The following is a 20,896-nucleotide window of genomic DNA, read 5'->3' on the forward strand; positions in this document are numbered from 1 at the left end:
GATGTCGACAACCACCACCGATATTGCGCGTCGAGTCCATAACCACGCCTGGAAGCTCGATCCGATCATCCGCAGCCTGCTCGATACGGATTTCTACAAGCTGTTGATGCTGCAGATGATATGGCGTCTCTATCCGGACGTGGATGCCACTTTCTCGCTGATCAACCGCACGACCTCGGTACGCCTTGCCGACGAGATCGACGAGGGCGAGCTGCGCGACCAGCTCGACCATGCGCGCTCGATCAGCCTGTCGAAGAAGGAAATGATCTGGCTCGCCGGCAACACCTTTTACGGCCGCAAGCAGATATTCGATCCGGAGTTCCTTGCCTGGCTGGAGAATTTCCGTCTCCCCGAATACGAGCTGTCGAAGCGTGATGGACAGTACGAGCTGAAGTTCCACGGCCGCTGGACCGACACCACAATGTGGGAGATCCCGGCGCTGGCGATCGTCAACGAATTGCGCTCGCGCGCCGCCATGAAGGGGCTCGGGCCGTTCTCGCTCGACGTTCTTTATGCGCGCGCCAAGGCCAAGGTCTGGTCGAAGGTTGAGCGCCTGCGCACCGTTCCCGACATACGCATCTCGGATTTCGGCACGCGGCGCCGTCATTCGCATCTGTGGCAGCGCTGGTGCGTGGAGGCGCTGAAGGAGGGTATCGGCCAGTCCTTCACCGGCACCTCCAACGTCAAGATCGCCATGGACACCGATCTCGAGGCCCTGGGCACGAACGCTCATGAACTGCCCATGGTGGTCGCTGCGCTGGCCGAGAGCGACGAGGAATTGCGCCGCGCGCCCTACAAGGTGCTGCGGGACTGGAACACGCTCTATGGCGGCAATCTGCTCATCGTGCTGCCCGATTCCTTCGGGACGGCGGCCTTCCTGCGCGACGCGCCCGAATGGGTTGCCGACTGGACGGGGTTCCGCCCCGACAGCGCGCCGGTAATCGAAGGCGGCGAGAAGATCATCGAGTGGTGGAAGAGCAAGGGCCGCGACCCGCGCGAAAAGCTCATCATTTTCTCCGACGGCCTCGACGTCGAGACCATCATCAACACGTTTCACCACTTTGAAGGCCGGGTGCGCATGGCCTTCGGCTGGGGCACCAATCTGACCAACGATTTTCAGGGCTGTGCACCCGATCACATAGACGGGCTCGGTGCCATATCGCTCGTCTGCAAGGTGGCATCAGCCAATGGGCGGCCGGCCGTGAAGCTGTCCGACAACCCTGAAAAGGCGACCGGCGATCCGGCCGAGCTCAAGCGCTATCTGCGGATCTTCGGCCAGGAGGACCGCGTCCGCCAGCCGGTCAAGGTGTGATCCGGTTGGAGACAATTTGAGCGGTTTTCATAACAGCATGTTCAAACCGCCGGCCTAGCATCGTCTCAGAATCCATGAGGGGTTTCTGAATATGCCTGGGTATAAAGGCTTGGCCAGGATCGACTGGCCATTCGTGCTGCGCTGGACGATGCTGGGTCTGGCGTGGTGCTTTGTGACAACGCTGGCGCTGAACGAATTCTTCCTGCGCGGAGCGGGCAGTGCGAGCTTTGCCGACCGCATCACGCAGTCGGCCCTGTTTCCGCTGGTCGTCGCGGGACCCGTTCTCCTCTTCCTCGCCTTGCGCCTGCACGAGCTGTCCGTGGCCAATCGCCGGCTCGGCGTCGTGGCGGCGACCGACAGTCTGACGGCCTGTCTCAATCGCGGTGCGTTTTCCGAGCAAGTGGGGCTGCGGCTCTCGCACGCCAATGGCGATCGTCGGCGGGTCAAGGGCGCGCTGTTGGTCATCGATGCCGACCATTTCAAATCGATCAACGACATGTATGGTCACGACCAGGGCGACGAGGCGCTGCGGGTGATCGCATCGGCCATTCGCGGATCTGTGCGCCAGGGCGATCTCGTCGGACGCCTGGGTGGCGAGGAGTTCGGCGTCTTCCTGCCCGGCGCCAGCGGGGACAACGCCACGGGGATTGCCGAGCGCATCCGCAAATCGATCGCCACAGCGGCGTTCCGTCCGCAAGGCAAGGAGCATCGGCTCACCGTCAGTGTCGGCGGCGTCAGCTTCGAGGACCAGCTGAGCTTCGTGGAGTTGTTCCGGATCGCCGACAAGCGGCTCTATTGCGCCAAGAATGCGGGGCGCAACCGGATCGAGTTCGTCCATCTCGATGCGCAGCGGGGCGGCGGACAGACGGCGGCATTGCACTGAAGCCGGAGATCTCGCCACACGCATCGGGCGGCACATTCACAGAACGGATTCCGGACAATCTTCGCCACGCTCCGATTTCCGCAATGAAACGGTCTGCTTCTCCCGAAATCGCACTACCGCGTGGGAACGGGATGCTCGCCGCGATAGTCGTAGAAGCCGCGCCCGGCCTTGCGACCCAGCCAGCCCGCCTCGACATATTTCACCAGGAGCGGGCAGGGGCGGTACTTGGAATCGGCCAGGCCCTCATAGAGCACCTGCATGATCGAAAGGCAGGTGTCGAGGCCGATGAAGTCGGCAAGCTGCAGCGGACCCATGGGATGGTTCGCGCCGAGCCGCATGGCCGTGTCGATCGCATCGACCGTGCCGACGCCTTCATAAAGCGTATAGATGGCCTCGTTGATCATCGGCAACAGGATGCGGTTGACGATGAAGGCGGGAAAATCCTCCGCCACGGTGATCGTCTTGTCGAGATCGGTGACAAACGCGCGCGCCGTTTCGAAAGTGGAGTCCTCGGTGGCGATTCCGCGCACCAGCTCGACCAGCTTGATCACCGGCACCGGGTTCATGAAATGAATGCCGATGAAGCGCTCCGGCCGGTCGGTCTGGGCGGCCATGCGCGTGATCGAGATGGAGGACGTGTTGGTCGCCAGCACCGCTTCAGGGTTCAAGACCGGGCAGAGCTGGGCGAAAATCTTGCGCTTGACCGTCTCGTCCTCCGTCGCCGCCTCGATGGCGAGGTCGACGCTGGCCAGATCCTCGATCGACGGGGCCGGGGTGATGCGCGACAGCGCATCCGTGCGCGCCTTCTCGTCGAGCTTTCCCGAGGCCACCTGGCGCGCCATGTTGCCGTTGATGGTGGCGATGCCGTGCTCGATGTTCTCTTCGGAGATGTCGTGCAGGAGAACCTTGTAGCCGGCCAGCGCGGCGACATGCGCGATGCCGCTGCCCATCTGTCCGGCGCCGATGATGCCGACCGTTTCGATTGCCATTGCAACAGCCCCTGAATTAATGCGCCGGATTGTGCCGCGATGCAAAGTAGGGGCCGGGGCAGCTTTCGTCTACCCCGGCTCCTGCTATTTGATCTGCCTCGAAGGCGCCCCTCAAAGCGCCTTTTCGAGTTCCGGCAGGACGTCGAACAGGTCGGCGACGAGGCCGTAATCGGCGACCTGGAAGATCGGTGCTTCCTCGTCCTTGTTGATGGCCACGATGACCTTGGAATCCTTCATGCCGGCCAGGTGCTGGATGGCGCCGGAAATGCCGCAGGCGATATAGAGCTCGGGCGCCACCACCTTGCCGGTCTGGCCGACCTGCCAGTCGTTGGGCGCGTAGCCGGCATCGACCGCCGCGCGGCTGGCGCCGACCGCCGCGCCGAGCTTGTCGGCGACCGGCAGGATGACCTCCTGGAACTTCTCCGCCGAGCCGAGCGCTCGGCCGCCGGAAATGATGATCTTGGCCGAGGTCAGCTCCGGCCGGTCGCTTTCCGACAGCTTGTTCTCGACGAAGCTCGACAGGCCCGGATCGTCCGCCGCCTTGACGGTCTCGACCGTTGCCTTGCCGCCTTCGCCGGCCGCCTGGAAGGAAGCGGTGCGAACGGTGATCACCTTCTTGGCGTCGTTCGTTTCCACGGTCTGGATGGCATTGCCGGCATAGATCGGCCGTTTGAAGGTCTTGGCGTCGATCACCTCGATGATGTCGGAGAGCTGCATGACGTCGAGCAGGGCTGCGACGCGCGGCATGACGTTCTTGCCCATCGTGGTGGCGGGCGCCACAAACGTGTCGTAGCCGTCGGCCAGCGAGACGATCAGTGCCGCCGTCGGCTCGGCCAGGCGATGCTCCAGCTCGTCGGCTTCAGCCAGCAGAACCTTGCCGACGCCGGCGAGCTTCGCCGCCGCCTCGGCGGCGGGTTTCGCGTCCTTGCCGGCAACCAGGATGTCGACGTCGCCGCCGATCTTGGCCGCGGCCGACAGCGCCTTGGCGGTCTGGTCGGAAAGGGAAGCGTTGTCGTGTTCTGCAACCAGTAGAATGGCCATGTTTTTCCTCACTTCGTTTGCCGCATCGCGCGCCTGAATTCCGGTCCGGCCGTTGCAGGCCGGCCTCAGCGGAATTGCTAGAGCACGCCGGCTTCGTTCTTCAGCTTGTCGACCAGTTCAGCCACGTCCTTGACCTTGACGCCGGCCTTGCGGCCGCCCGGCTCCTCGGTCTTCAGCACTTTCAGCCGCGGCGCGGTGTCGACGCCGAAATCGGCCGGCGCCTTCTCGTCGAGCGGCTTCTTCTTGGCCTTCATGATGTTGGGCAGCGAGGCGTAGCGCGGCTGGTTCAGGCGCAGGTCGGTGGTGACGATCGCCGGCAGCTTGAGCTCGACCGTCTGCAGACCGCCATCGACCTCACGGGTGACGGTTGCCTTGCCGTCGGCAAGCTCGACCTTGGAGGCGAAGGTGCCCTGGCTCCAGCCGAGCAGCGCGGCCAGCATCTGGCCGGTCTGATTGGAATCGTCGTCGATCGCCTGCTTGCCGAGAATGACGAGCTCGGGCTTTTCCTCCTCGACCACGCCCTTGAGGATCTTGGCCACGGCCAGCGGCTCGACCGCATCGTCCGTCTTGATGAGGATGCCGCGGTCGGCGCCCATGGCGAGCGCGGTGCGGATCGTCTCGGCCGCCTGCGCCGGGCCGATGGACACGGCGACGATCTCGCTCACCGTGCCGGCTTCCTTCAACCGGATGGCCTCCTCGACGGAGATTTCGTCGAACGGGTTCATCGACATCTTCACATTCGCCAGCTCGACACCCGAGCCGTCCGGCTTGACCCGGATCTTGACGTTGAAATCGACGACCCGCTTGACCGGTACGAGGACTTTCATGCGCTTCAACCTCTCTAGATGGAACAATTGTGCCGCGTTTAGCATCGGCTGGGGCGCCGGGGCTAGTCCGAAGCCGACATTGAGGGCCGGAAATTCGGTCGCCGTGCAGTCTTGCGCCAGCCTGCAGGGACCTCCCGAAACGCGGCGCGCCAGATCAATATGCTGGAACATGTACCTTTCGCTCAAACGTCACCGTTTGAGCGGGACATGTTCTAGTGGCGATTGACGTGCACGTCAATAACGCCTTGTGCAGCGGGAACCGGTCCGCCTCAGCGCGAGGCCGGGATGCGCGGGACGGTCATCACGGCCCTGGGTGTAACGACCGCCCGGTCGAACAGCGGCACGCCGCGCCGGCGGAAAAACAGCACCAGAACAGCACCGGCCAATATCCCGCCGACATGCGTCGACCAGGAAACCTCATCCTCGCCGCCGACGGCCAGCATGACGAGCTGGAAGGCGATCCATAACGCCAGCGGAATGAAGGCGGGGATGCGCAGCGGGATGCGGCCGAAGGCAAGCACCCAGACCTTCACCCGCGGATGCAGCATCAGATAGGCGGCGACGATGCCGGCGACCGCGCCGGACGCGCCGATCAGCGGAATTTCGGAGGACGGTGCGAGCAGGCCGTGAAACCAGGCCCCGGCCGCGGCGCACAGCAGATAGAAGATCAGATAGCGGACATGCCCCATGGCATCTTCGACATTGTCGCCGAACACCCAAAGAAACAGCATGTTGCCGCCAAGGTGGAACAGGTCGGCATGCAGGAAGGAATAGGTGATGTAGGTGAAGTCTTCCGGGAGGAAGACGAGGTTGGGCGGCAGTTCGGCGACGTCGTTGACGACGGCCGGCACGTAGCCGAGCCCGTAGACCGTGGCCATCACCGTCGCTTCGGAACCGAACGCCGTCAGCGCATAGACCAGCACATTGGCGGCGATCAGGCCGATGGTGACATATTGCAGCTTGATATGCTTCAGCGTGTTCGCGTCGTGCAGCGGAATGAACATGCCTGAAGCTTTCCCGAAATCAGCGATTCTGACCGGGAACCCATAGCACGTCGGCTTTTCCGTTGTCATTGACCACGCGCGCGGCAACGAAGAGCAGGTCGGACACGCGGTTGATGTATTTCAGCGCCTCGGCGCCGACCTGCTCGCCCGGTCGCGTGGCGAGCTCGCTGATGAGCCGTTCGGCGCGCCGCGCCACGGTGCGCGCCAGATGCAGGGCCGCCGCCGCCGGCGAGCCGCCCGGCAGGACGAAGGAGCGCAGCGGATCGAGGCTTGCGTTCAGGCTGTCTATGTCGGTCTCGAGGCGCTCGACCTGCGAGACCACCACGCGCAACGGCTCGTATTTCAGCGTCCGTCCGTCATCGGGCGTGGCGAGATCGGCACCGAGATCGAACAGATCGTTCTGGATCCGGGCCAGGATCGCGTCGAGGCCGGGATGGTCGCGTCCCGTGTGCAGCCTCGCCATGCCGATGCAGGCATTGGCCTCGTCGACCGTGCCGAAGGCGGCAACGCGCAGATCGGACTTCGCCACGCGCGCGCCGGTGCCGAGCCCGGTCGTGCCGTCGTCGCCGGTGCGCGTGTAGATCTTGTTGAGCTTGACCATGGACTTGCCCTCCTCCCGATCCGCGATCAGCCGGGCGTGCCGCCACGGCTGAAGTAGAGCGCCAGCAGGATGAATATCAGGGCGATGAACTGGAGAACCACCCGCGCCTGCATCAGCTTGTTGGACGTGCTGCCTGAGCCGCCGCGCATCAGGTTCACCAGTCCGCGTCCGAGAACGAACACCACGGCGGCCATGAATATGATGGCGATGAAATTGAAGATGGTGGACATGGGGTCTCCGAGGATGGGCAGGGGCCGGTCGGCGCCATCGGCCCGGTTTGGGCATTACGCCTGGCTGGCCAGGATGCGGTAGAGCCAGGAGGCCGGCAGCAGCCGTTTCAAAAGCACGCCCGTGCGGGCCGGCGTTGTCACCACATAGTGGGGCCGCGGGCGCGGCGAGTCCAGCGCGTGGCGCAGTTCGCTCCACACTGCGTCGGGCTTGAGCTTGAAGCGCGATTTCGTGCCGCCGGCACGCAGGCGCTCGAGCTGGCGTTGATAGGCCTCGCGATGCGGCGAGTTGTCGACGTCGATATATTTCTCGAACCATTGAAGCCCGTTGGCCGCCATCTTCGATTCGATGGGGCCGGGCTCGATCAGGCTGACATGGGTGCCTGTTCCCTCCAGCTCGGCGCGCAGGCACAGCATCAGCCCTTCCAGCGCATGTTTGGACGCCGCATAGGCGCCGCGCCACTTGACCGGGACGAGGCCGAGGATCGACGAGCAGTGGACGATGCGGCCGTGGCCCTGGCGGCGCATGACCGGCACGATGCGCCGCGTCAGGTCGTGCCAGCCGAAGAAATTGACCTCGAACTGGTCGCGCAGCGCCTGCATTGGCAGATCCTCGACCGCGCCGGCCTGGGCATGGGCGCCGTTGTTGAACAGAGCGTCGAGCGTGCCGCCGGTGCGCTCGAGCATCGTCTCGACGAGCGCCGCGATGGAGGCCGCATCGCAATAATCGAGATAGAACGCCTCGATGCCGTCGGCTTCGAGGCGCGCCAGGTCTTCCGGCTTGCGGGCCGTGGCGAAGACGCGCCAGCCGTTCGCTTTCAAGGCCCGGGTGCAATAGGCGCCGATGCCCGACGAGGCGCCGGTGACGATGATCGTTCTGTTGTGCTTGTCCACGCGTTCCTGTCGCCCGGTTGCTATTGGCCCCTGTCCCGTTCACATATTCGGATCGGGTAAACAATGGGAGGAAAGGCCGCATTGCGCAGTTATGTCGCTGTCAAACGCGTGCTCGGCGATGCGCTGGGCCATTTCAACGTCGACGACGGCTGGGCGATGGCCAGCCATCTCGCACTGTCGGCGCTGATGGCCCTGTTTCCCTTCCTCATCTTCGCCACGACGCTTGCCAGCTATCTCGGCGCCCAGGCCTTCGCCGACACGGCCGTGCATCTCGTCTTCGACACCTGGCCGGAACAGATCGCCGAGCCGATCGCGCGCGAGGTGGTCAATGTGCTGACCGTGCAGCGCGGCGATGTCCTGACCTTCGGCGTCGTCCTGGCCGCCATTTTCGCCTCCAACGGCATCGAGGCGCTGCGCGTGTCGCTCAACCGTGCCTACCGCGTCATCGAGGACAGGTCGATCCTTTTCCGGCGGCTGCAAAGCCTGGCCTTCGTGCTGATCGCAACGGCGGGGTTCCTGGCCATGAGCCTGCTCTTGGTGCTCGCGCCGCTGGCCGCCGGTATCGCCCGGCAGCATTTCGAATGGATCGATCCCGACGCCGGCAGCAGCTCGCTGTGGCGCTATGCCGTCGCGTCAATGGTCATCGTGGTCGGCCTGGTGGCGGTGCATTTCTGGCTGCCGGCGGGAAAGAGACGGTTTGTCGACGTGCTGCCGGGCATTCTGTTCACGCTTGTCGCCTGGGTGGCCGGGGCGGCACTGTTTGCCTCCTATCTCGCCCAGTTCTCCACCTATGTGACGACCTATGCGGGGCTCGCCTCGATCATGATCGCGCTGGTCTTCCTCTACATCATTTCGGTCATCTTCATCATGGGCGGCGAACTCAACGCGGCCATCCGGCGCTACCGCGACGCGCGGGCGCGCGTCGGGCGCTGACGGGTCGCCAGGGCGACGCCGAGTGTGGCGGCCGCCATGCCGGCGATCTGGATCGGGCCGAGCCGTTCGCCGAACAGCAGCCAGGCCATGACCGCCGTCGTGCCGGGCACGAGATAGAAGAGGGAGGCGACCCTTGAGACCTCGCCCTCACGGATGAGGTACATGAGCAGGAAGACGGCGCCGAGCGAAAGCACCACCACCAGCCAGACAAGGGCGAAGACGAGTTCGCCGGTCAAGGTGTACTGTCGCGTCTCGAAGGCGAGGGAGCCGAGCGCCATCAGCACCGCCGCGCCCAGATATTGATAGAGAGTCCCGTGGACCAGGCCGATCCCGGAAACGAAGCGCTTTTGCCAGATTGTGCCGGCGCTCATGGCGAGCACGGCGACAAGGCCGGCGGCCAGTGTCGCGGCCGTGACGCCGCTGCCGATCGTGCCCAGCGCAGGCGACAATACGGCCGCCACGCCCGCAAGGCCGACGGCCAGCCCCGCCCATTGGCGTGCGGAGACCTGTTCGCCGAGCGCCGCGCCGGCCATGAGCGCGGTGATCATCGGCTGCAGCCCGACTATCAGTGCCGAAAAGCCCGCCGGCAGCCCGTTGTCGATGGCCCAGAAGACCCCGCCGAGATAGACCCCGTGCATCAGCATGCCGGCAATCGCGGCATGGAGCGCGGCACGGACATTGACGGGATCGCGCCGGACGAACCGGACGATGACGGCAAGCAGCAGGAAGGCCAGGGCGAAGCGCACGGCCAGGAAGCTGAACGGCTCCGACCACGGCATGGCATAGCGCGCACCGATGAAGCCGGTGGCCCACAGCAGGACAAAGACGGCTGGAACCGCGCGCGTGAGGGAAGACATGGTTTAGAAATCCTGAATCTGGCAGCGAGCATATGACGGAACGCCATAAGCAGGGGGAAAGACGTTTTCGATAGGGTCCACAACGAGATTTTGTGCCGTCCAACGGCAACCATCAGGAGGCAGCCCGCGACATGATCGCAAATCTGGGAGTGTTCTGGCTCATCATGGCCATGGGGACCGTGGCCATCCTGTCGTTCATCCTGTCGCTCGCGCTTGACGCCATCATCGGACAGGATGGCGTCGGCGGCGTGGGCGGCATGATCCTCATGACGGGCGGCTTTTTTGGCGGGCTCTATGGCCTCAACCATTTCGGCATGCGTTTTCGCGATATCCAGGACGGTGCGGTGGCGGGCATGGCGTGTGCCCTTGCGGCGTTCGCCGTCATCCTTCTCGGCAAGGCGGTGGTGCGGCGGATTTGACGCTGTGCCTTGAATCTGCATGCCGCCTCCCCCGCTTCGCAGGGGAGGAACCGGCGTTGCCGCAGAAGGGGAGGGGCAAATGCGAACGCGAACCTAACCCAGCCCCACCATGCGGCGGATGTCGCGCGGCGTCATGCCGGCCGCGCGCAGGGCGGCGAGGGCGGTGTCGCCGGCGCTCTTGGATAGCTTGCGCCCGTCCGGCCCGACGATCAGATCGTGATGGGTATAGACCGGCGCGGGCAGGCCGATGAGTTCCTGCAGCAGGCGCTGGACCGAGGTGGCGTGAAACAGGTCGCGGCCGCGCACGACATGGGTGACGCCCTGGATGGCATCGTCCACCGTGACGCAAAGCGCGTAGCTCGCCGGCGTGTCCTTGCGCGCCAGCACGATGTCGCCCCATCGTGCCGGGTCGGCCTCGATGCACCCGGTCTCGCCGTCCGGTCCGCTGCCCAGTTCCTGCCAATCGAGGGCGCGGCCGGAAACGGCCGCCAGCGCGGCCTGCATGTCGAGCCGCCAGGAAAAGGGCTCGCCGGCCTCCATGCGCGCCTTGCGCTGCAAGGCCGGCAGATTGCGGTCGATGTCGGGATAGAGCGGCGCGCCGTCGGGGTCGCGCGGCCAGGGCATGCCGGCCGATTCGCTCTCGGCGACATGGGCGCGCATCTCGCTGCGGCTCATGAAGGCGGGGTAGATGATGTCTTCCGCAATCAGACGCTCCAATGCGGCGCGGTAGTCGTCGAAATGATCGGATTGCCGGCGCACCGGCTCTTCCCAGGCGAGCCCGAGCCAGGCGAGGTCCTCCATGAGGCCGCGCTCGAATTCGGGCAGGCAGCGCGCCGTGTCGATATCCTCGATGCGCAGCAGCATGCGGCCATCGACGGCTTCCGCCAAATCCTGATTGACGAGCGCCGAATAGGCGTGCCCCAGATGCAGCCGGCCGTTCGGGCTGGGCGCGAATCGGAATATGGGACGTGTCATGAATGTGCGCTGCCGCTGGTTGAAGAACTCATGGTCCGATTGCTACTTTGCGCCGCTCACGAGGAAAAGCCCATGCAGCGCATAGAGACGATCGCGGATGTCATTGCCGGCCTCGATGCGCTGTGCGCAGACGATCCGCGGCTTGTGCCCGTGCGCGCGGCCGCCGGCGATGTGCCGCTGAGGCGCACCGAGCCCGGATTTGCCAGCCTGGTTTCCATTATCGTCTCGCAACAGGTCTCGCGGGCCAGCGCCGACGCCATCCTGGCGCGGCTGGTGAAACTGGCCGATCCGCTGACGCCCGAGACGATTCACGCGGCCGACGACGCGCTTTTTCGGCTGGCCGGGCTGTCGCGTCCCAAGCAGCGCACCCTGCGTGCGCTGGCCGCAGCGATCACGGAGGAGGGACTGGATCTCGAGGCCCTGTGCCATCGCGACGCGACGGAAGCCATGATCGCCCTGACGGCCGTTCACGGCATCGGCCGCTGGACGGCGGAGATCTATCTGATGTTTGCCGCCGGCCATCCGGACATCTTTCCCGCGCGCGACATCGCGCTACAGGCTGCCGTCGCCCATGCGTTCAGCTTGGCTGGCCGTCCGGACGAGGACCAGCTCATCGAAATCGCCGAATCATGGGCGCCGAATCGCGGTGTCGCGGCACGGCTGTTCTGGGCCTATTATCGCGAAATGAAGGGTCGTGAAGCAGCGCCGGCCGCCTGATCTGGTGCGAAAAGCGCACAATTCTTCGCGAGAGACGGTGTTTGGCCATCATTTGCACCCTATTGGCAGCTTCACATTCCTGACATCTGTCGCTTACACTATCCGCGCCGTTCGGATCTCTCGCAAAAGGAGTCGATGGAAGTGACGCTCGCCGTCTCGCCGGATAGTCTGCCAGCCTTGGTGCTGAACGCCGATTACAGGCCGCTCAGCTACTATCCGTTGTCGCTCTGGTCCTGGCAGGACGCCATCAAGGCGGTGTTTCTGGAGCGGGTCAACATCGTCGCCGAGTACGAGCACGCCGTCTCCTCGCCCTCCTTTTCCATGCGCGTTCCCAGCGTCGTTTGCCTGAAGGCCTATGTGAAACCGTCGCGTCACCCGGCGTTCACGCGCTTCAACGTCTTCCTGCGCGACCGGTTCCAGTGCCAGTATTGCGGCACGCATGAAGACCTGACCTTCGACCACGTGGTTCCGCGCCGCTGCGGCGGCGCCACGACCTGGGAGAATGTCGTGGCGGCCTGCTCGCCGTGCAATCTGAAGAAGGGCGGCATGATGCCGGCCAAGGCCAGGATGTGGCCGCATCAAAAGCCCTACCAGCCGAGCGTGCACGACCTGCACAACAATGGCCGCCTGTTCCCGCCGAACTATCTGCACGATAGCTGGATGGACTTTCTCTATTGGGACGTCGAGCTGGAGCCGTAAGGCCAAGCAATCCTTATCGCTTCGCGGGGGCGAAGGCGGCGCGATAGGCGATCGCGGCCAGGATCAGGCTCGCCACCACATTCCAGCCGGCAAAGGACAGGCCGAGGAAGCGCCCGGCCGCCTCGTCGCAGGCCGGCGGGATGACCGTGTTGAGCGAATCGAGCACGCCGCCGGCCCCGCCGCCTTGCGGCGCGGCGACGACACCGCAATCGGTCGGGCCCGGCCACCAGCCCCATTCGACGCCCGAATGATAGGCGCCGAGATAAAGCCCCCAGGTCATCAAAAGGCCGCCGGCAAGAAGCAGGCCGCGCGTCACGACGCCGGGCAGGCGCAGACTAGAGGAGAAGAAGGCCAAGGCCATCAGCGGCACGCCGATATAATAGGGCAGGCGCTGTTCGAGGCACAGCTTGCAGGGAATGTAGCCGCCAATGTGCTGAAAGCCGAGCGCGATGCCGACCGTCGCCGCCATGCCGAGCGCCAGAATGCCTGCGCCGATCGTCTGGATGGGTCCGGTGGCTTTGGCAAGCGTCATTGGCATTCCTCAAAACACATATCGGACGGCGACGAAACCGCCGATGAGCAGCACCATGAATAGGGTGAAAAGAAGGCCCAGATTCTTTTCGATGAAGTGGCGGATGGGTTCCCCGAAGCGATAGAGCAGCCAGGCGACGAGGAAGAAACGCAAACCCCGCCCGATGACCGAAACCAGCACGAAGACGCCGAGATTGAGCCCCGTGGCGCCGGAAAAGATGGTCAGCACCTTGTAGGGAAAGGGCGTGACGGCGGCAAACAGGACGCCCCAGCCGCCCCAGCGGTTGTACCATTCGGCGATCTGCTCGAAGGCGTGCTCCTTGCCATAGAAGGCGAGGATCGGTCGGCCGACGGTTTCGTATAGATATGCGCCGATGACATAGCCGAGGAGCGCGCCGAGAATGGAGGCCAGGGTGCAGATGAAGGCATAGCGCATCCAGCGCTTGGGCTCGGCCAGCACCATGGGAATGAGCAGCACGTCGGGCGGGATCGGAAAGACCGAGCTTTCGACGAAGGATACGCCGGCAAGCCCCTTTTCAGCGTGGCGTGTCGCCGCAAGCGACATTGTCCAGTCGTAGAGCCGTCGAAGCATGAGAGATGGTTCCGGGATAGAACGAGCGACAGGTTCTCGTCTAATCCGGAACGCGGCCCAAGCACAATCCCGATCGTCGCATGAAATCGCCGCGCCGACAGTTGACGCGATGCCGCTTCGCCGTATAGTCCCGACCCGCTCGGGCAATCGTGCCCGCGAGCCCCTGTGGCGGAATTGGTAGACGCGCTCGACTCAAAATCGAGTTCCGCAAGGAGTGCTGGTTCGATCCCGGCCAGGGGCACCATTTCTTCGCTCACGACGAATTCGCTGCGCTCACCGTCTCCGCGGGGGCGGGCCATAGCCCGGGCCGCGGTCGCGGCCTTGATGCGGTTTGCGGTCTCGCCGCGCACCCTGGCCTTCGCTCACGACGAATTCGGTGTGCTCACCGTCTCCGCGGGGGCGGGTCATAGCCCGGGCCGCGGTCGCGGCCTTGATGAACCTAGCCTTCGCTCAAGAAGAGCGCCTTGCATGCATCGCCGGCGATCCTCAGGTCGCGACATATTTGCGCCAGTCGTGCTCCTCCTTGAAGCCAAGGACTTCGCGCGCCTTGCGGTTGGAAAGCGGCGCCTCGTATTCGCCCATAGGCCGGGTGATCGGCGTGTTCGGGCACCAGCGCTTCAGGAACGTCTCGGTCGGCTCATTGGCGGTGATCGTGTCGTTGACGGCATTGAAGACCTGGAAGCCGAGACCGTCCTTTTCAAGGCACAGATGCACGATCTGGGCGAGATCGCGCGCATCGACATAGCTCCAGGCATTGCGCTTGCGCGACATCGGATCGGCCAGGAAGGCGGGAAACAGGTCATATTCGTGCGGCTCGATCACATTGCCGATGCGCAGCGCATAGATGTCGGCGCCGGTGCGTGCGGCAAAGGCACGGGCGGTCTTCTCGTTGACCACCTTGGAAAGTCCGTAGCTGTCCATCGGGTCGACATCGTAATCCTCTTCCAGCGGGAACTGGTGGTAATCCTTGTCGCCCTCGGCAAAGCACACGCCATAGGTCGTCTCGCTGGAGGCGATGACGACCTTGTTGATGCCGAGCTTGGTCGCCGCCTCGATGACGTTGTAGGTGCTCAGCGCATTGACGCGAAAGGTCTCGTTGTCGGGATGGATCAGGATGCGTGGCACGGCGGCGAAATGGACCACCGCGTCGACGGCGGCCGGGCCTTTGCCGGTCTCCAGCCCCTCGAAGCCGAAATGCATCGACAGGGCGTTGAACACCTGGCCGCTGTCGGTGAGATCGGTGACCAGCGTGTTGACGCCGGGGCAGTCGAGCGGCTTCAGGTCGAGGTTGAGGATCGTGTGGCCCTTGTCCTTCAGCCACGGCACGACATGGCGGCCGGCCTTGCCGGAACCGCCGGTGAACACGATGCGCTTGGACATGGGCTCCTCTCCGTATTTTTTTTTGGCGGGCGGGTGCCCGCCGCGAATCCGCGCGGAATGAACCACATCGCCCGCTGCTTCGCCAGTCGACACGCCTGAAATGTGAACCCTCAGCCCTCCAGCTCGATCCAGACCGGCGCGTGATCGCTGGCGCCCGGACGGCCCCGCACCGGGCGGTCGACGCCGGCCGCCGTGAGCCGGCGGGCGGCCTTGCGGCTCACCAACAGATGGTCGAGCCTCAGGCCGGCGTTGCGGGACCAGCGATTGCGCATGTAGTCCCAGAAGGTGAAGACGGTCTCGTCGGGGAAGGCGGTGCTGATGGCGTCGGTCCATCCCTGGTCGAGCAGCCGGCGGTAGGCGGCGCGGCTTTGCGGCTGCACGAGCGCGTTGCGATCGTAGGAGCGAGTTTCGTAGATATCGCGCGGCTCGGGAACGACGTTGTAGTCGCCCGCCAGCACGACCGGCACATCGGCGGCGACAAGCTCGGCGGCATGCGCGATCAGCCGCTCCATCCAGGCAAGCTTGAAGTCGAATTTCGGTCCCGGCTGCGGATTGCCGTTGGGCGCGTAAAGCGAGGCGATCAGCACCCCGCCAATGGCCGCCTCGATATAGCGCGCGTCGCGGTCGGCCGGATCGCCCGGCAGTTCGTCGCGGGTCAGGACGGGCTCGGCGCCGCGCGCCAGGATCGCCACGCCGTTCCATGCCGGTTGGCCGCGCCAGACCGCGCCATAGCCAGCTTCTTCGAGCGCCGTACGGGGAAATTTGCGCTGGTCGGCTTTCAGTTCCTGCAGGCAGACGACGTCCGGCTCGGCCTCGGCCAGCCAGTCGAGCAGGTTGTCCAGACGCCAGTTGATGCCGTTGATGTTGAAGGTGGCGACCTTCACCGAACCGTCCGTTTCACGGCGCGATCCTCTCGGCGAAGGCCGCCACGGCCTGCGCCACCGTCTTCAGATGGTCGGCGGCAGAAAAGCCCGAGATCCGCTTGCGTGGCTTGAGGTCGTGATCGCCGTCCTCCAGCCACAGGAGCTCGATCCGCTCGGAAAGCGCGTAGCCCGCAACCTCCTCGCGCGTGCCGAATTCGTCGCGCGTGCCCTGGCAGATCAGCGTCGGCGTCTTCAGATTTTCGAGATGGGCGGTGCGCAACTGTGTCGGCTTGCCGGGCGGATGGAACGGATAGCCGAGACAGACGAGACCGGCGATGCGGCCCTGGTCATAGAGCTGGTCGGCGACCATGCTCGCCACGCGCCCGCCCATCGACTTGCCGCCGATCATCAGCGGGCCGGTCGCCGCCAGCGCCTCGACGGCGTCGAGATATTCATCCTTCAACCTTTCGGCGCGCGGCGGCGGCTTGCGGCCCTCGCCGTTGCGCCGGGCGGCCATGTAGGCGAATTCGAAACGGGCGGTTCGCAGGCCGGCCTCGGCCAATGCTGCAGAAGCCGCGTTCATGGAAATCGAATCCATCGGCGCGCCGGCCCCGTGCGCCAGCAGGATCGTGATGCGCGCATTGCCGGGCCCGTCGAAAAGGAAGCGGTCGTTCATCAGCCCGCATTCCTTCGGGCAAGCTGCAGGTCGGCATACTGGACGCCCCTGGCGGCATTGCGCGCCCAGGCCGAATTCGGGTCCAACTCGAGATAGCGCACCCACCAGCGCCGCGCTTCGGCGAGTTTGCCGGCATCGAACTCCAGCGTCGCCAGATTGTAGACGGCGTCGGCATAATCGGGATCGAGTGTGACCGCCTTGCTGAGATAGCTGCGCGCCGCCTGTGTGTGGCCGCTCTGCCGGACGAGATCGGCCAGGTTGAACCAGGCCTCGACGAAGGCGGGATCGAGCTTGAGCGTGATCAGGAAGCTGCGCCGCGCCTCGGCCATGTGGCCCATGGCGGCCAGGCAATTGGCGCGATTATAGGCGGCCACCGAATCCTTCGGATCGAGTGCCAGACATTTTTCGTAAAGGTCGGCCGCTTCCTCGAAACGCCCTTCGCTCTCCGCTTCTTCCGCCTCGTCGAACAGCGCGTCGGGCTCCCGCTCGTCGGGACGCTCGATCGGCAGCAGCATCTGTCCGTCGAGCTCGCTCAAGGCGTCGCCGCGCCGGGCATAGATCGCGTCGCGGCCCTCGGTCTCCAGCGCCAGGGCGGTGAGCGCGGTGACGGGTGCGGGCGCGCGATGGACGGAGCGCGCAATCGCGCCCCAACTCGCTCCGCCGGCGATCAGCCCGGCATATTTCTTGGCCAGGATCACGTCCCTGAACGAATAGGGCTCGCCGTCGTTCTCGAAGGCGTCGAAGAGCGACAGCAATTCGACGTCGCGCTCGGCAAGCCCCGACTGCTCGATCAGTGAGGCGCGCGTCAGGGCCGGTGCGGCCGGCGGGCGGCGCAGACCGAGCAGGCGCAGAAAACCGTTCTCGCTGAGGAGGCGCTTGCCGGCGCCGCGCTCCCGCTCGACGCGCTCTTCGATGGCCGTATCGCCGTCGCGCGCCAGAAGCCCGCGCCCGAGCACCACATGGGTGGTCTGGCGGGTGACGCCATGCCTGAGATGGGCGCCGCGGTCTTCCACCTCGCGCGCGGCCAGACGCCGCGGGAAGGCGGTCAGCGCGCCGATCATGCCGAACGTTATGCCTGTGAGCTCTGTCACGCCTTTTTCCGGGCGGGCCTTTTCGCAGCGGATTTCGCCGATCCGCCGGCGCCGGCGGCCTTGGTCGCCGATTTGGCGGCCGGCTTTTCCCTGGCCTTGCTCTTTGCCGGCGGCTTCGATTGCGAGAGGCTCGCCTTCAGCGCATCCATGAGATTGATGACGTTGCCACGCTCCGGTGCCGCCGCAACAACCGGCTTGTGTCCCTTCAGCTTCTCCTTGATCATCTCCATCAGGGCGACCTCGTAGCGATCCTCGTAGGTGTTGGGATCGAACTGGGTCGTCTTCTGCTCGATCAGCTTCTCGGCCAGTTCCAGCATTTCGGGATCGGGCTCGCCGACGGGAATATTGTCGAAATATTCGGCCGTGTTGCGCACCTCCCTGGGATTTCTCAATGTGCACACGAACATGCCGGTTTCGCGCGGGGCGATGGTGATGACCCGCTCGCGGCTCGACAGAACCAGCCTGGCAATGGCGAGCTTGCCGGATTTGTGCAGGGCCTCGCGCAGGACGATGAAGGTTTCCTCCGCCATTGCGCCGTCGGGCGCCAGATAATACGGGGCGTCCTGGTAGATAACGTCCACCGAGCCCGCCTCGACGAAGGCCTCTATGTTCATCGTGTGGTTGGATTCGATCCTGACGCTGTCGAGATCAGGCTGATCGATGATGACGTATTGCTTGTCCTCGTATTCGTAGCCCTTGACGAGTTCGGAGCGCTCGACCAGCCCGAGTTCGGGGTCGACCGGCTTCATGTTGATCCGGTTGTGCGTGTCCTTGTGCAACTGGTTGAAGGTGATGCGGTCACGGGTGCTGGTGGCGGGATAAAGCCGCACCGGACAACTCACCAGGCTCAGTTTCAGATAGCCTTTCCAACTCGCTCTTGGCGCCATGCCTGCCTCCTACGCAACGCAGCTACTTCTCCACAGTCGGCAAGTCCCGGGCGGCCTCTGCGATCTCGGCCCATGGATCACCAGACGTCGATATCAGCCCCGGAAGCGAAGAATAGTTCAAATCCTCCGGGGCGTCGATGGCCTCCAGATCCGCCCAGCCGAGCGGTGTCGAGGCCGGCAGGTTGGGCCGGGCGCGCAGCGAATAGGGCGCGACGGCGGTGGCACCGCGCACGTTGCGGTGGAAATCGATGAAGATGCGACCCTTGCGGTTTTGCTCGCCCATGGTGGTGGTGAAAGTGTCAGGCGCCGTCCTGGCGATCGCCGCGGCGATCTCTCCGGTGCGTGCGTGCACCTTTTTCCAGTCGAGCTTCGGGCGGACCGGCACAGTGAGGTGCAAACCCTTGCCGCCGGAGGTCTTGACGAAGGGCACGAGCTTCATCGCCTCCAATTCGCCGCGAATATGCTGCGCGGCCTCGACGATATCGCGCCATTCGATGCCTTCGCCGGGATCGAGGTCGAAGACGATGCGATCAGGCCTTTCGAGCCGTTTGGCGGTCGTGCCCCAGGCATGGAATTCCACCACCCCGAACTGGGCCAGCGCCAGATAGCCCTTGACGTCTTCGACGACGAGATAGGTCGTCGTCTCGCCCTCCGAATCGGTCCTTTCGAAGGTCGCAATCGAATCCGGCATGCCGGAAAAGGCATGGCGCTGGAAGAAGCAGTCCTGCCGCTTGCCCGTCGGACAGCGCAGGAAAGAGACCGGCCGGCCCAGGATATGCGGCAGCATGAAGTCGCCCATGCTTGCATAATAGACCGCGACGTCGAGCTTGGTCGGGCCGGATTTGGTGAACAGGCGGCGGGTCGGATTGGTGACCCAGACCGAGGCAAGGTCGGTGTCGGAGACGAGACGCTTGCGCTCGGGCGCGTCGGAGGCCGATAGCGCGGCGTCCCTCAGTTCCTTGAAGACGGCGTGACGCAGCATGTTGTCGGCCGTGCGGTTGGCGAAATGGATGTGGGCGGAAAGGACGGGCCGCACCCAATGAATGTCCTTGGGCGCGCCGTCGAGCCTGGCCGCGTCGTCCTTGAGCGGTTCCAGGCGTTCCAGCAGTCCTTTCAGCGTCGGCGCGTCGAAGCCGGTGCCCACCTTGCCGCGATAGTGCAGTTCTGCGTCGTGCCATTCGGCCAGTGCCAGCGCCGCCAGGCCTTCGGCGGCTTCGGACGTCGTATAGCCGGCGATGACGAAATCGCCCGCCTGCAGCGCCTTGGACTTGAGCCACGACTTGGATCGCCCCTCGTCATAGGGCGCCGACAGCTTCTTGGAGACGACGCCTTCGAGGCCGAGCTCGGTGGCGCGCTCGTAGAAAGCGGCGCCGTCGCCGACGACATGACCGCTCACCTGGATCGCGGATCGTGGATCGGCATGGCCGGCAAGCAGCCTTTCCAGCATCTCCTTGCGTTTGGACAGGGCAACCTTGCGCAGGTCCCAGCCATTCAGATGGACGAGATCGAAGGCATAGAAGACGAGCTGGTTGCCGGGTCCATCGGCAAGAGCTTCCTGAAGGGCCGAGAAGCGGCTGACGCCGTCGCCATCGAGAACGACGATCTCGCCGTCGATCACCGCCTGCTCGCAGGGCAATTGCCTGAAGGCGTGGGAAAGATCGCCGTAGCGCTTCGTCCAGTCGAGGCCGCTGCGGGTGATCAGCCTGGCCTCGCCGTCTTCGACGAAGGCCAATGTGCGATAGCCGTCGAACTTGATCTCGTGCAGCCAGTCCTTGCCTTTCGGCGGCTTGTCCGCTGCGGTGGCGAGCTGCGGCTTGAGGCGGTGCGGCATCGCGGATTTCCCGGCGCCTTTCAACCGGCCCGGCGCGAGCCTTCTTGGTCGAGGCGCCGGCTGCCCGACGTGCCCATCGTTGTCCGCCATGTCCTCGATCGTGCGTCGACTCTTCACGCTTTCGGGGCGCTCGGCGAGAATGTCCAGGTCGGGATCGGCCGCCTGATCGCGCTCCTTAATGAGCAGCCAGTTGCGCTTGGTCTCGCCCTCCCTGGGCTTCAGCCGTGTCAGCATCCAGCCGCCATTGAGCTTCTCGCTCGCCAGGCGGAATTTCAGCGCGCCGGCTTTGAGGCCCTTCGTCGCGTCGTCCATCGGCGCCCAGACACCGCTGTCCCAGACGATCATCGGCCCGCCGCCATATTCGCCATCGGGGATCACGCCCTCGAAGTCGATATAGTCGAGCGGATGGTCCTCGGTCTCGACCGCCAGCCGCCTGGTCTCGGGATCGAGCGACGGGCCTTTCGGAACCGCCCAGCTCTTCAGCAGGCCGCCGACCTGCAGCCGCAGATCGTAATGATCGGCCGTGGCGGCGTGCTTGTGCACGACGAAGCGGTTTCCGGAATCGCCGCTGGCATGGCCGTGCGGCTCCGTGGTGCGGGAAAAGTCCCGCTTTTTGTGGTAGTCCTTGAGCTTCGGACCGTTCATGACAAACGACTATGGATGAGGC

Annotated in this window: 23 protein-coding genes and 1 tRNA gene; 7 read left to right on the forward strand and 17 right to left on the reverse strand. The window is 64.7% G+C overall.

Annotated features, from left to right (window positions below; genetic code table 11):
- Position 1: 1 nt before the first annotated feature.
- Both pncB and GM909_RS19085 read left to right on the forward strand, forming a co-directional pair.
- Complete coding sequence (gene pncB, locus GM909_RS19080) at positions 2 to 1,312, forward strand: nicotinate phosphoribosyltransferase (RefSeq protein ID WP_157018782.1); 1,311 nt, start codon at positions 2 to 4, stop codon at positions 1,310 to 1,312.
- Positions 1,313 to 1,403: 91 nt separating this feature from the next.
- Positions 1,404 to 2,195: a GGDEF domain-containing protein gene (locus GM909_RS19085; protein ID WP_157018784.1), complete on the forward strand. Its 792-nt coding sequence runs from the start codon at positions 1,404 to 1,406 to the stop codon at positions 2,193 to 2,195.
- A gap of 113 nt (positions 2,196 to 2,308) precedes the next feature.
- Here the strand turns inward: GM909_RS19085 and GM909_RS19090 are convergent, their stop codons facing one another.
- The 7 genes from GM909_RS19090 to GM909_RS19120 all read right to left on the reverse strand — a co-directional run bounded on the left by GM909_RS19090 (position 2,309) and on the right by GM909_RS19120 (position 7,778).
- Positions 2,309 to 3,184, reverse strand: coding sequence for a 3-hydroxybutyryl-CoA dehydrogenase (locus GM909_RS19090; protein WP_157018786.1), 876 nt, complete (start codon positions 3,182 to 3,184; stop codon positions 2,309 to 2,311).
- 111 nt (positions 3,185 to 3,295) lie between these two features.
- Positions 3,296 to 4,225 carry an electron transfer flavoprotein subunit alpha/FixB family protein gene (locus GM909_RS19095; protein WP_157018788.1) on the reverse strand — a complete coding sequence of 310 codons (930 nt, stop codon included), beginning with the start codon at positions 4,223 to 4,225 and terminating at the stop codon, positions 3,296 to 3,298.
- A 77-nt stretch (positions 4,226 to 4,302) separates the two neighbouring features.
- Positions 4,303 to 5,052 carry an electron transfer flavoprotein subunit beta/FixA family protein gene (locus GM909_RS19100; RefSeq protein WP_157018790.1) on the reverse strand — a complete coding sequence of 250 codons (750 nt, stop codon included), beginning with the start codon at positions 5,050 to 5,052 and terminating at the stop codon, positions 4,303 to 4,305.
- 269 nt (positions 5,053 to 5,321) lie between these two features.
- A complete protein-coding gene (locus tag GM909_RS19105) occupies positions 5,322 to 6,056 on the reverse strand; it encodes a rhomboid family intramembrane serine protease (protein ID WP_157018792.1) in 735 nt (244 codons plus the stop codon).
- A 19-nt stretch (positions 6,057 to 6,075) separates the two neighbouring features.
- On the reverse strand, positions 6,076 to 6,657 hold the full coding sequence (locus GM909_RS19110; RefSeq protein ID WP_157018794.1) for a cob(I)yrinic acid a,c-diamide adenosyltransferase: 582 nt from the start codon (positions 6,655 to 6,657) through the stop codon (positions 6,076 to 6,078).
- 26 nt (positions 6,658 to 6,683) lie between these two features.
- Complete coding sequence (locus tag GM909_RS19115; RefSeq protein WP_157018796.1) at positions 6,684 to 6,887, reverse strand: twin transmembrane helix small protein; 204 nt, start codon at positions 6,885 to 6,887, stop codon at positions 6,684 to 6,686.
- A 54-nt stretch (positions 6,888 to 6,941) separates the two neighbouring features.
- Positions 6,942 to 7,778 carry an SDR family oxidoreductase gene (locus GM909_RS19120; RefSeq protein ID WP_157018798.1) on the reverse strand — a complete coding sequence of 279 codons (837 nt, stop codon included), beginning with the start codon at positions 7,776 to 7,778 and terminating at the stop codon, positions 6,942 to 6,944.
- A 63-nt stretch (positions 7,779 to 7,841) separates the two neighbouring features.
- On the opposite strand from GM909_RS19120, the gene GM909_RS19125 reads away from it, so the two are divergent.
- Entirely contained in the window at positions 7,842 to 8,711 is an 870-nt protein-coding gene (locus tag GM909_RS19125) for a YihY/virulence factor BrkB family protein (protein ID WP_157018800.1), read from the forward strand.
- Here GM909_RS19125 and GM909_RS19130 read toward each other — a convergent pair.
- Complete coding sequence (locus GM909_RS19130; protein WP_157018802.1) at positions 8,678 to 9,568, reverse strand: DMT family transporter; 891 nt, start codon at positions 9,566 to 9,568, stop codon at positions 8,678 to 8,680. The two genes, GM909_RS19125 and GM909_RS19130, sit on opposite strands and share 34 nt — an antisense overlap.
- Positions 9,569 to 9,699: 131 nt before the next feature.
- Here GM909_RS19130 and GM909_RS19135 point away from each other — a divergent pair, with 131 nt between their 5' ends.
- A complete protein-coding gene (locus GM909_RS19135; protein ID WP_157018804.1) occupies positions 9,700 to 9,987 on the forward strand; it encodes a hypothetical protein in 288 nt (95 codons plus the stop codon).
- A 93-nt stretch (positions 9,988 to 10,080) separates the two neighbouring features.
- Here GM909_RS19135 and gluQRS read toward each other — a convergent pair whose 3' ends face one another.
- Positions 10,081 to 10,962: a tRNA glutamyl-Q(34) synthetase GluQRS gene (gene gluQRS / locus GM909_RS19140; protein ID WP_157018806.1), complete on the reverse strand. Its 882-nt coding sequence runs from the start codon at positions 10,960 to 10,962 to the stop codon at positions 10,081 to 10,083.
- Between the two features lie 72 nt (positions 10,963 to 11,034).
- Between gluQRS and GM909_RS19145 the strand changes: the two genes are divergently transcribed.
- Positions 11,035 to 11,679: a DNA-3-methyladenine glycosylase family protein gene (locus tag GM909_RS19145; protein WP_157018808.1), complete on the forward strand. Its 645-nt coding sequence runs from the start codon at positions 11,035 to 11,037 to the stop codon at positions 11,677 to 11,679.
- 141 nt (positions 11,680 to 11,820) lie between these two features.
- Positions 11,821 to 12,378 carry an HNH endonuclease gene (locus GM909_RS19150; RefSeq protein ID WP_157018859.1) on the forward strand — a complete coding sequence of 186 codons (558 nt, stop codon included), beginning with the start codon at positions 11,821 to 11,823 and terminating at the stop codon, positions 12,376 to 12,378.
- 13 nt (positions 12,379 to 12,391) lie between these two features.
- On the opposite strand, the gene GM909_RS19155 is transcribed toward GM909_RS19150, so the two are convergent.
- Both GM909_RS19155 and GM909_RS19160 read right to left on the reverse strand, forming a co-directional pair.
- Positions 12,392 to 12,910 carry a disulfide bond formation protein B gene (locus GM909_RS19155; protein WP_157018810.1) on the reverse strand — a complete coding sequence of 173 codons (519 nt, stop codon included), beginning with the start codon at positions 12,908 to 12,910 and terminating at the stop codon, positions 12,392 to 12,394.
- A gap of 9 nt (positions 12,911 to 12,919) precedes the next feature.
- A complete protein-coding gene (locus GM909_RS19160) occupies positions 12,920 to 13,501 on the reverse strand; it encodes a YqaA family protein (RefSeq protein ID WP_157018812.1) in 582 nt (193 codons plus the stop codon).
- A 159-nt stretch (positions 13,502 to 13,660) separates the two neighbouring features.
- Between GM909_RS19160 and GM909_RS19165 the strand changes: the two genes are divergently transcribed.
- A tRNA-Leu gene (locus GM909_RS19165) sits at positions 13,661 to 13,745 on the forward strand.
- Between the two features lie 242 nt (positions 13,746 to 13,987).
- Here the strand turns inward: GM909_RS19165 and GM909_RS19170 are convergent.
- From GM909_RS19170 to ligD, 6 genes are all read right to left on the reverse strand, one after another.
- Entirely contained in the window at positions 13,988 to 14,881 is an 894-nt protein-coding gene (locus GM909_RS19170) for an NAD-dependent epimerase/dehydratase family protein (protein ID WP_157018814.1), read from the reverse strand.
- 110 nt (positions 14,882 to 14,991) lie between these two features.
- Positions 14,992 to 15,765 (reverse strand): exodeoxyribonuclease III, encoded by a 774-nt coding sequence (locus GM909_RS19175; RefSeq protein ID WP_157018816.1) that lies wholly within the window; start codon positions 15,763 to 15,765, stop codon positions 14,992 to 14,994.
- A 13-nt stretch (positions 15,766 to 15,778) separates the two neighbouring features.
- Positions 15,779 to 16,420, reverse strand: a complete 642-nt coding sequence (locus GM909_RS19180; protein WP_157018818.1) for an alpha/beta hydrolase family protein — start codon at positions 16,418 to 16,420, stop codon at positions 15,779 to 15,781.
- Complete coding sequence (locus tag GM909_RS19185) at positions 16,420 to 17,481, reverse strand: tetratricopeptide repeat protein (RefSeq protein ID WP_157018860.1); 1,062 nt, start codon at positions 17,479 to 17,481, stop codon at positions 16,420 to 16,422. The genes GM909_RS19180 and GM909_RS19185 overlap by 1 nt, the downstream gene beginning before the upstream one ends.
- 26 nt (positions 17,482 to 17,507) lie before the next feature.
- A complete protein-coding gene (ku, locus tag GM909_RS19190; protein WP_157018820.1) occupies positions 17,508 to 18,398 on the reverse strand; it encodes a non-homologous end joining protein Ku in 891 nt (296 codons plus the stop codon).
- 22 nt (positions 18,399 to 18,420) lie between these two features.
- Complete coding sequence (gene ligD / locus GM909_RS19195; protein WP_157018822.1) at positions 18,421 to 20,874, reverse strand: DNA ligase D; 2,454 nt, start codon at positions 20,872 to 20,874, stop codon at positions 18,421 to 18,423.
- Between the last annotated feature and the right edge of the window lie 22 nt (positions 20,875 to 20,896).

Origin of the sequence: Mesorhizobium xinjiangense (genome assembly GCF_009749525.1) — a bacterium.
In the GTDB taxonomy this organism is placed as follows: domain Bacteria; phylum Pseudomonadota; class Alphaproteobacteria; order Rhizobiales; family Rhizobiaceae; genus Mangrovimarina; species Mangrovimarina xinjiangensis.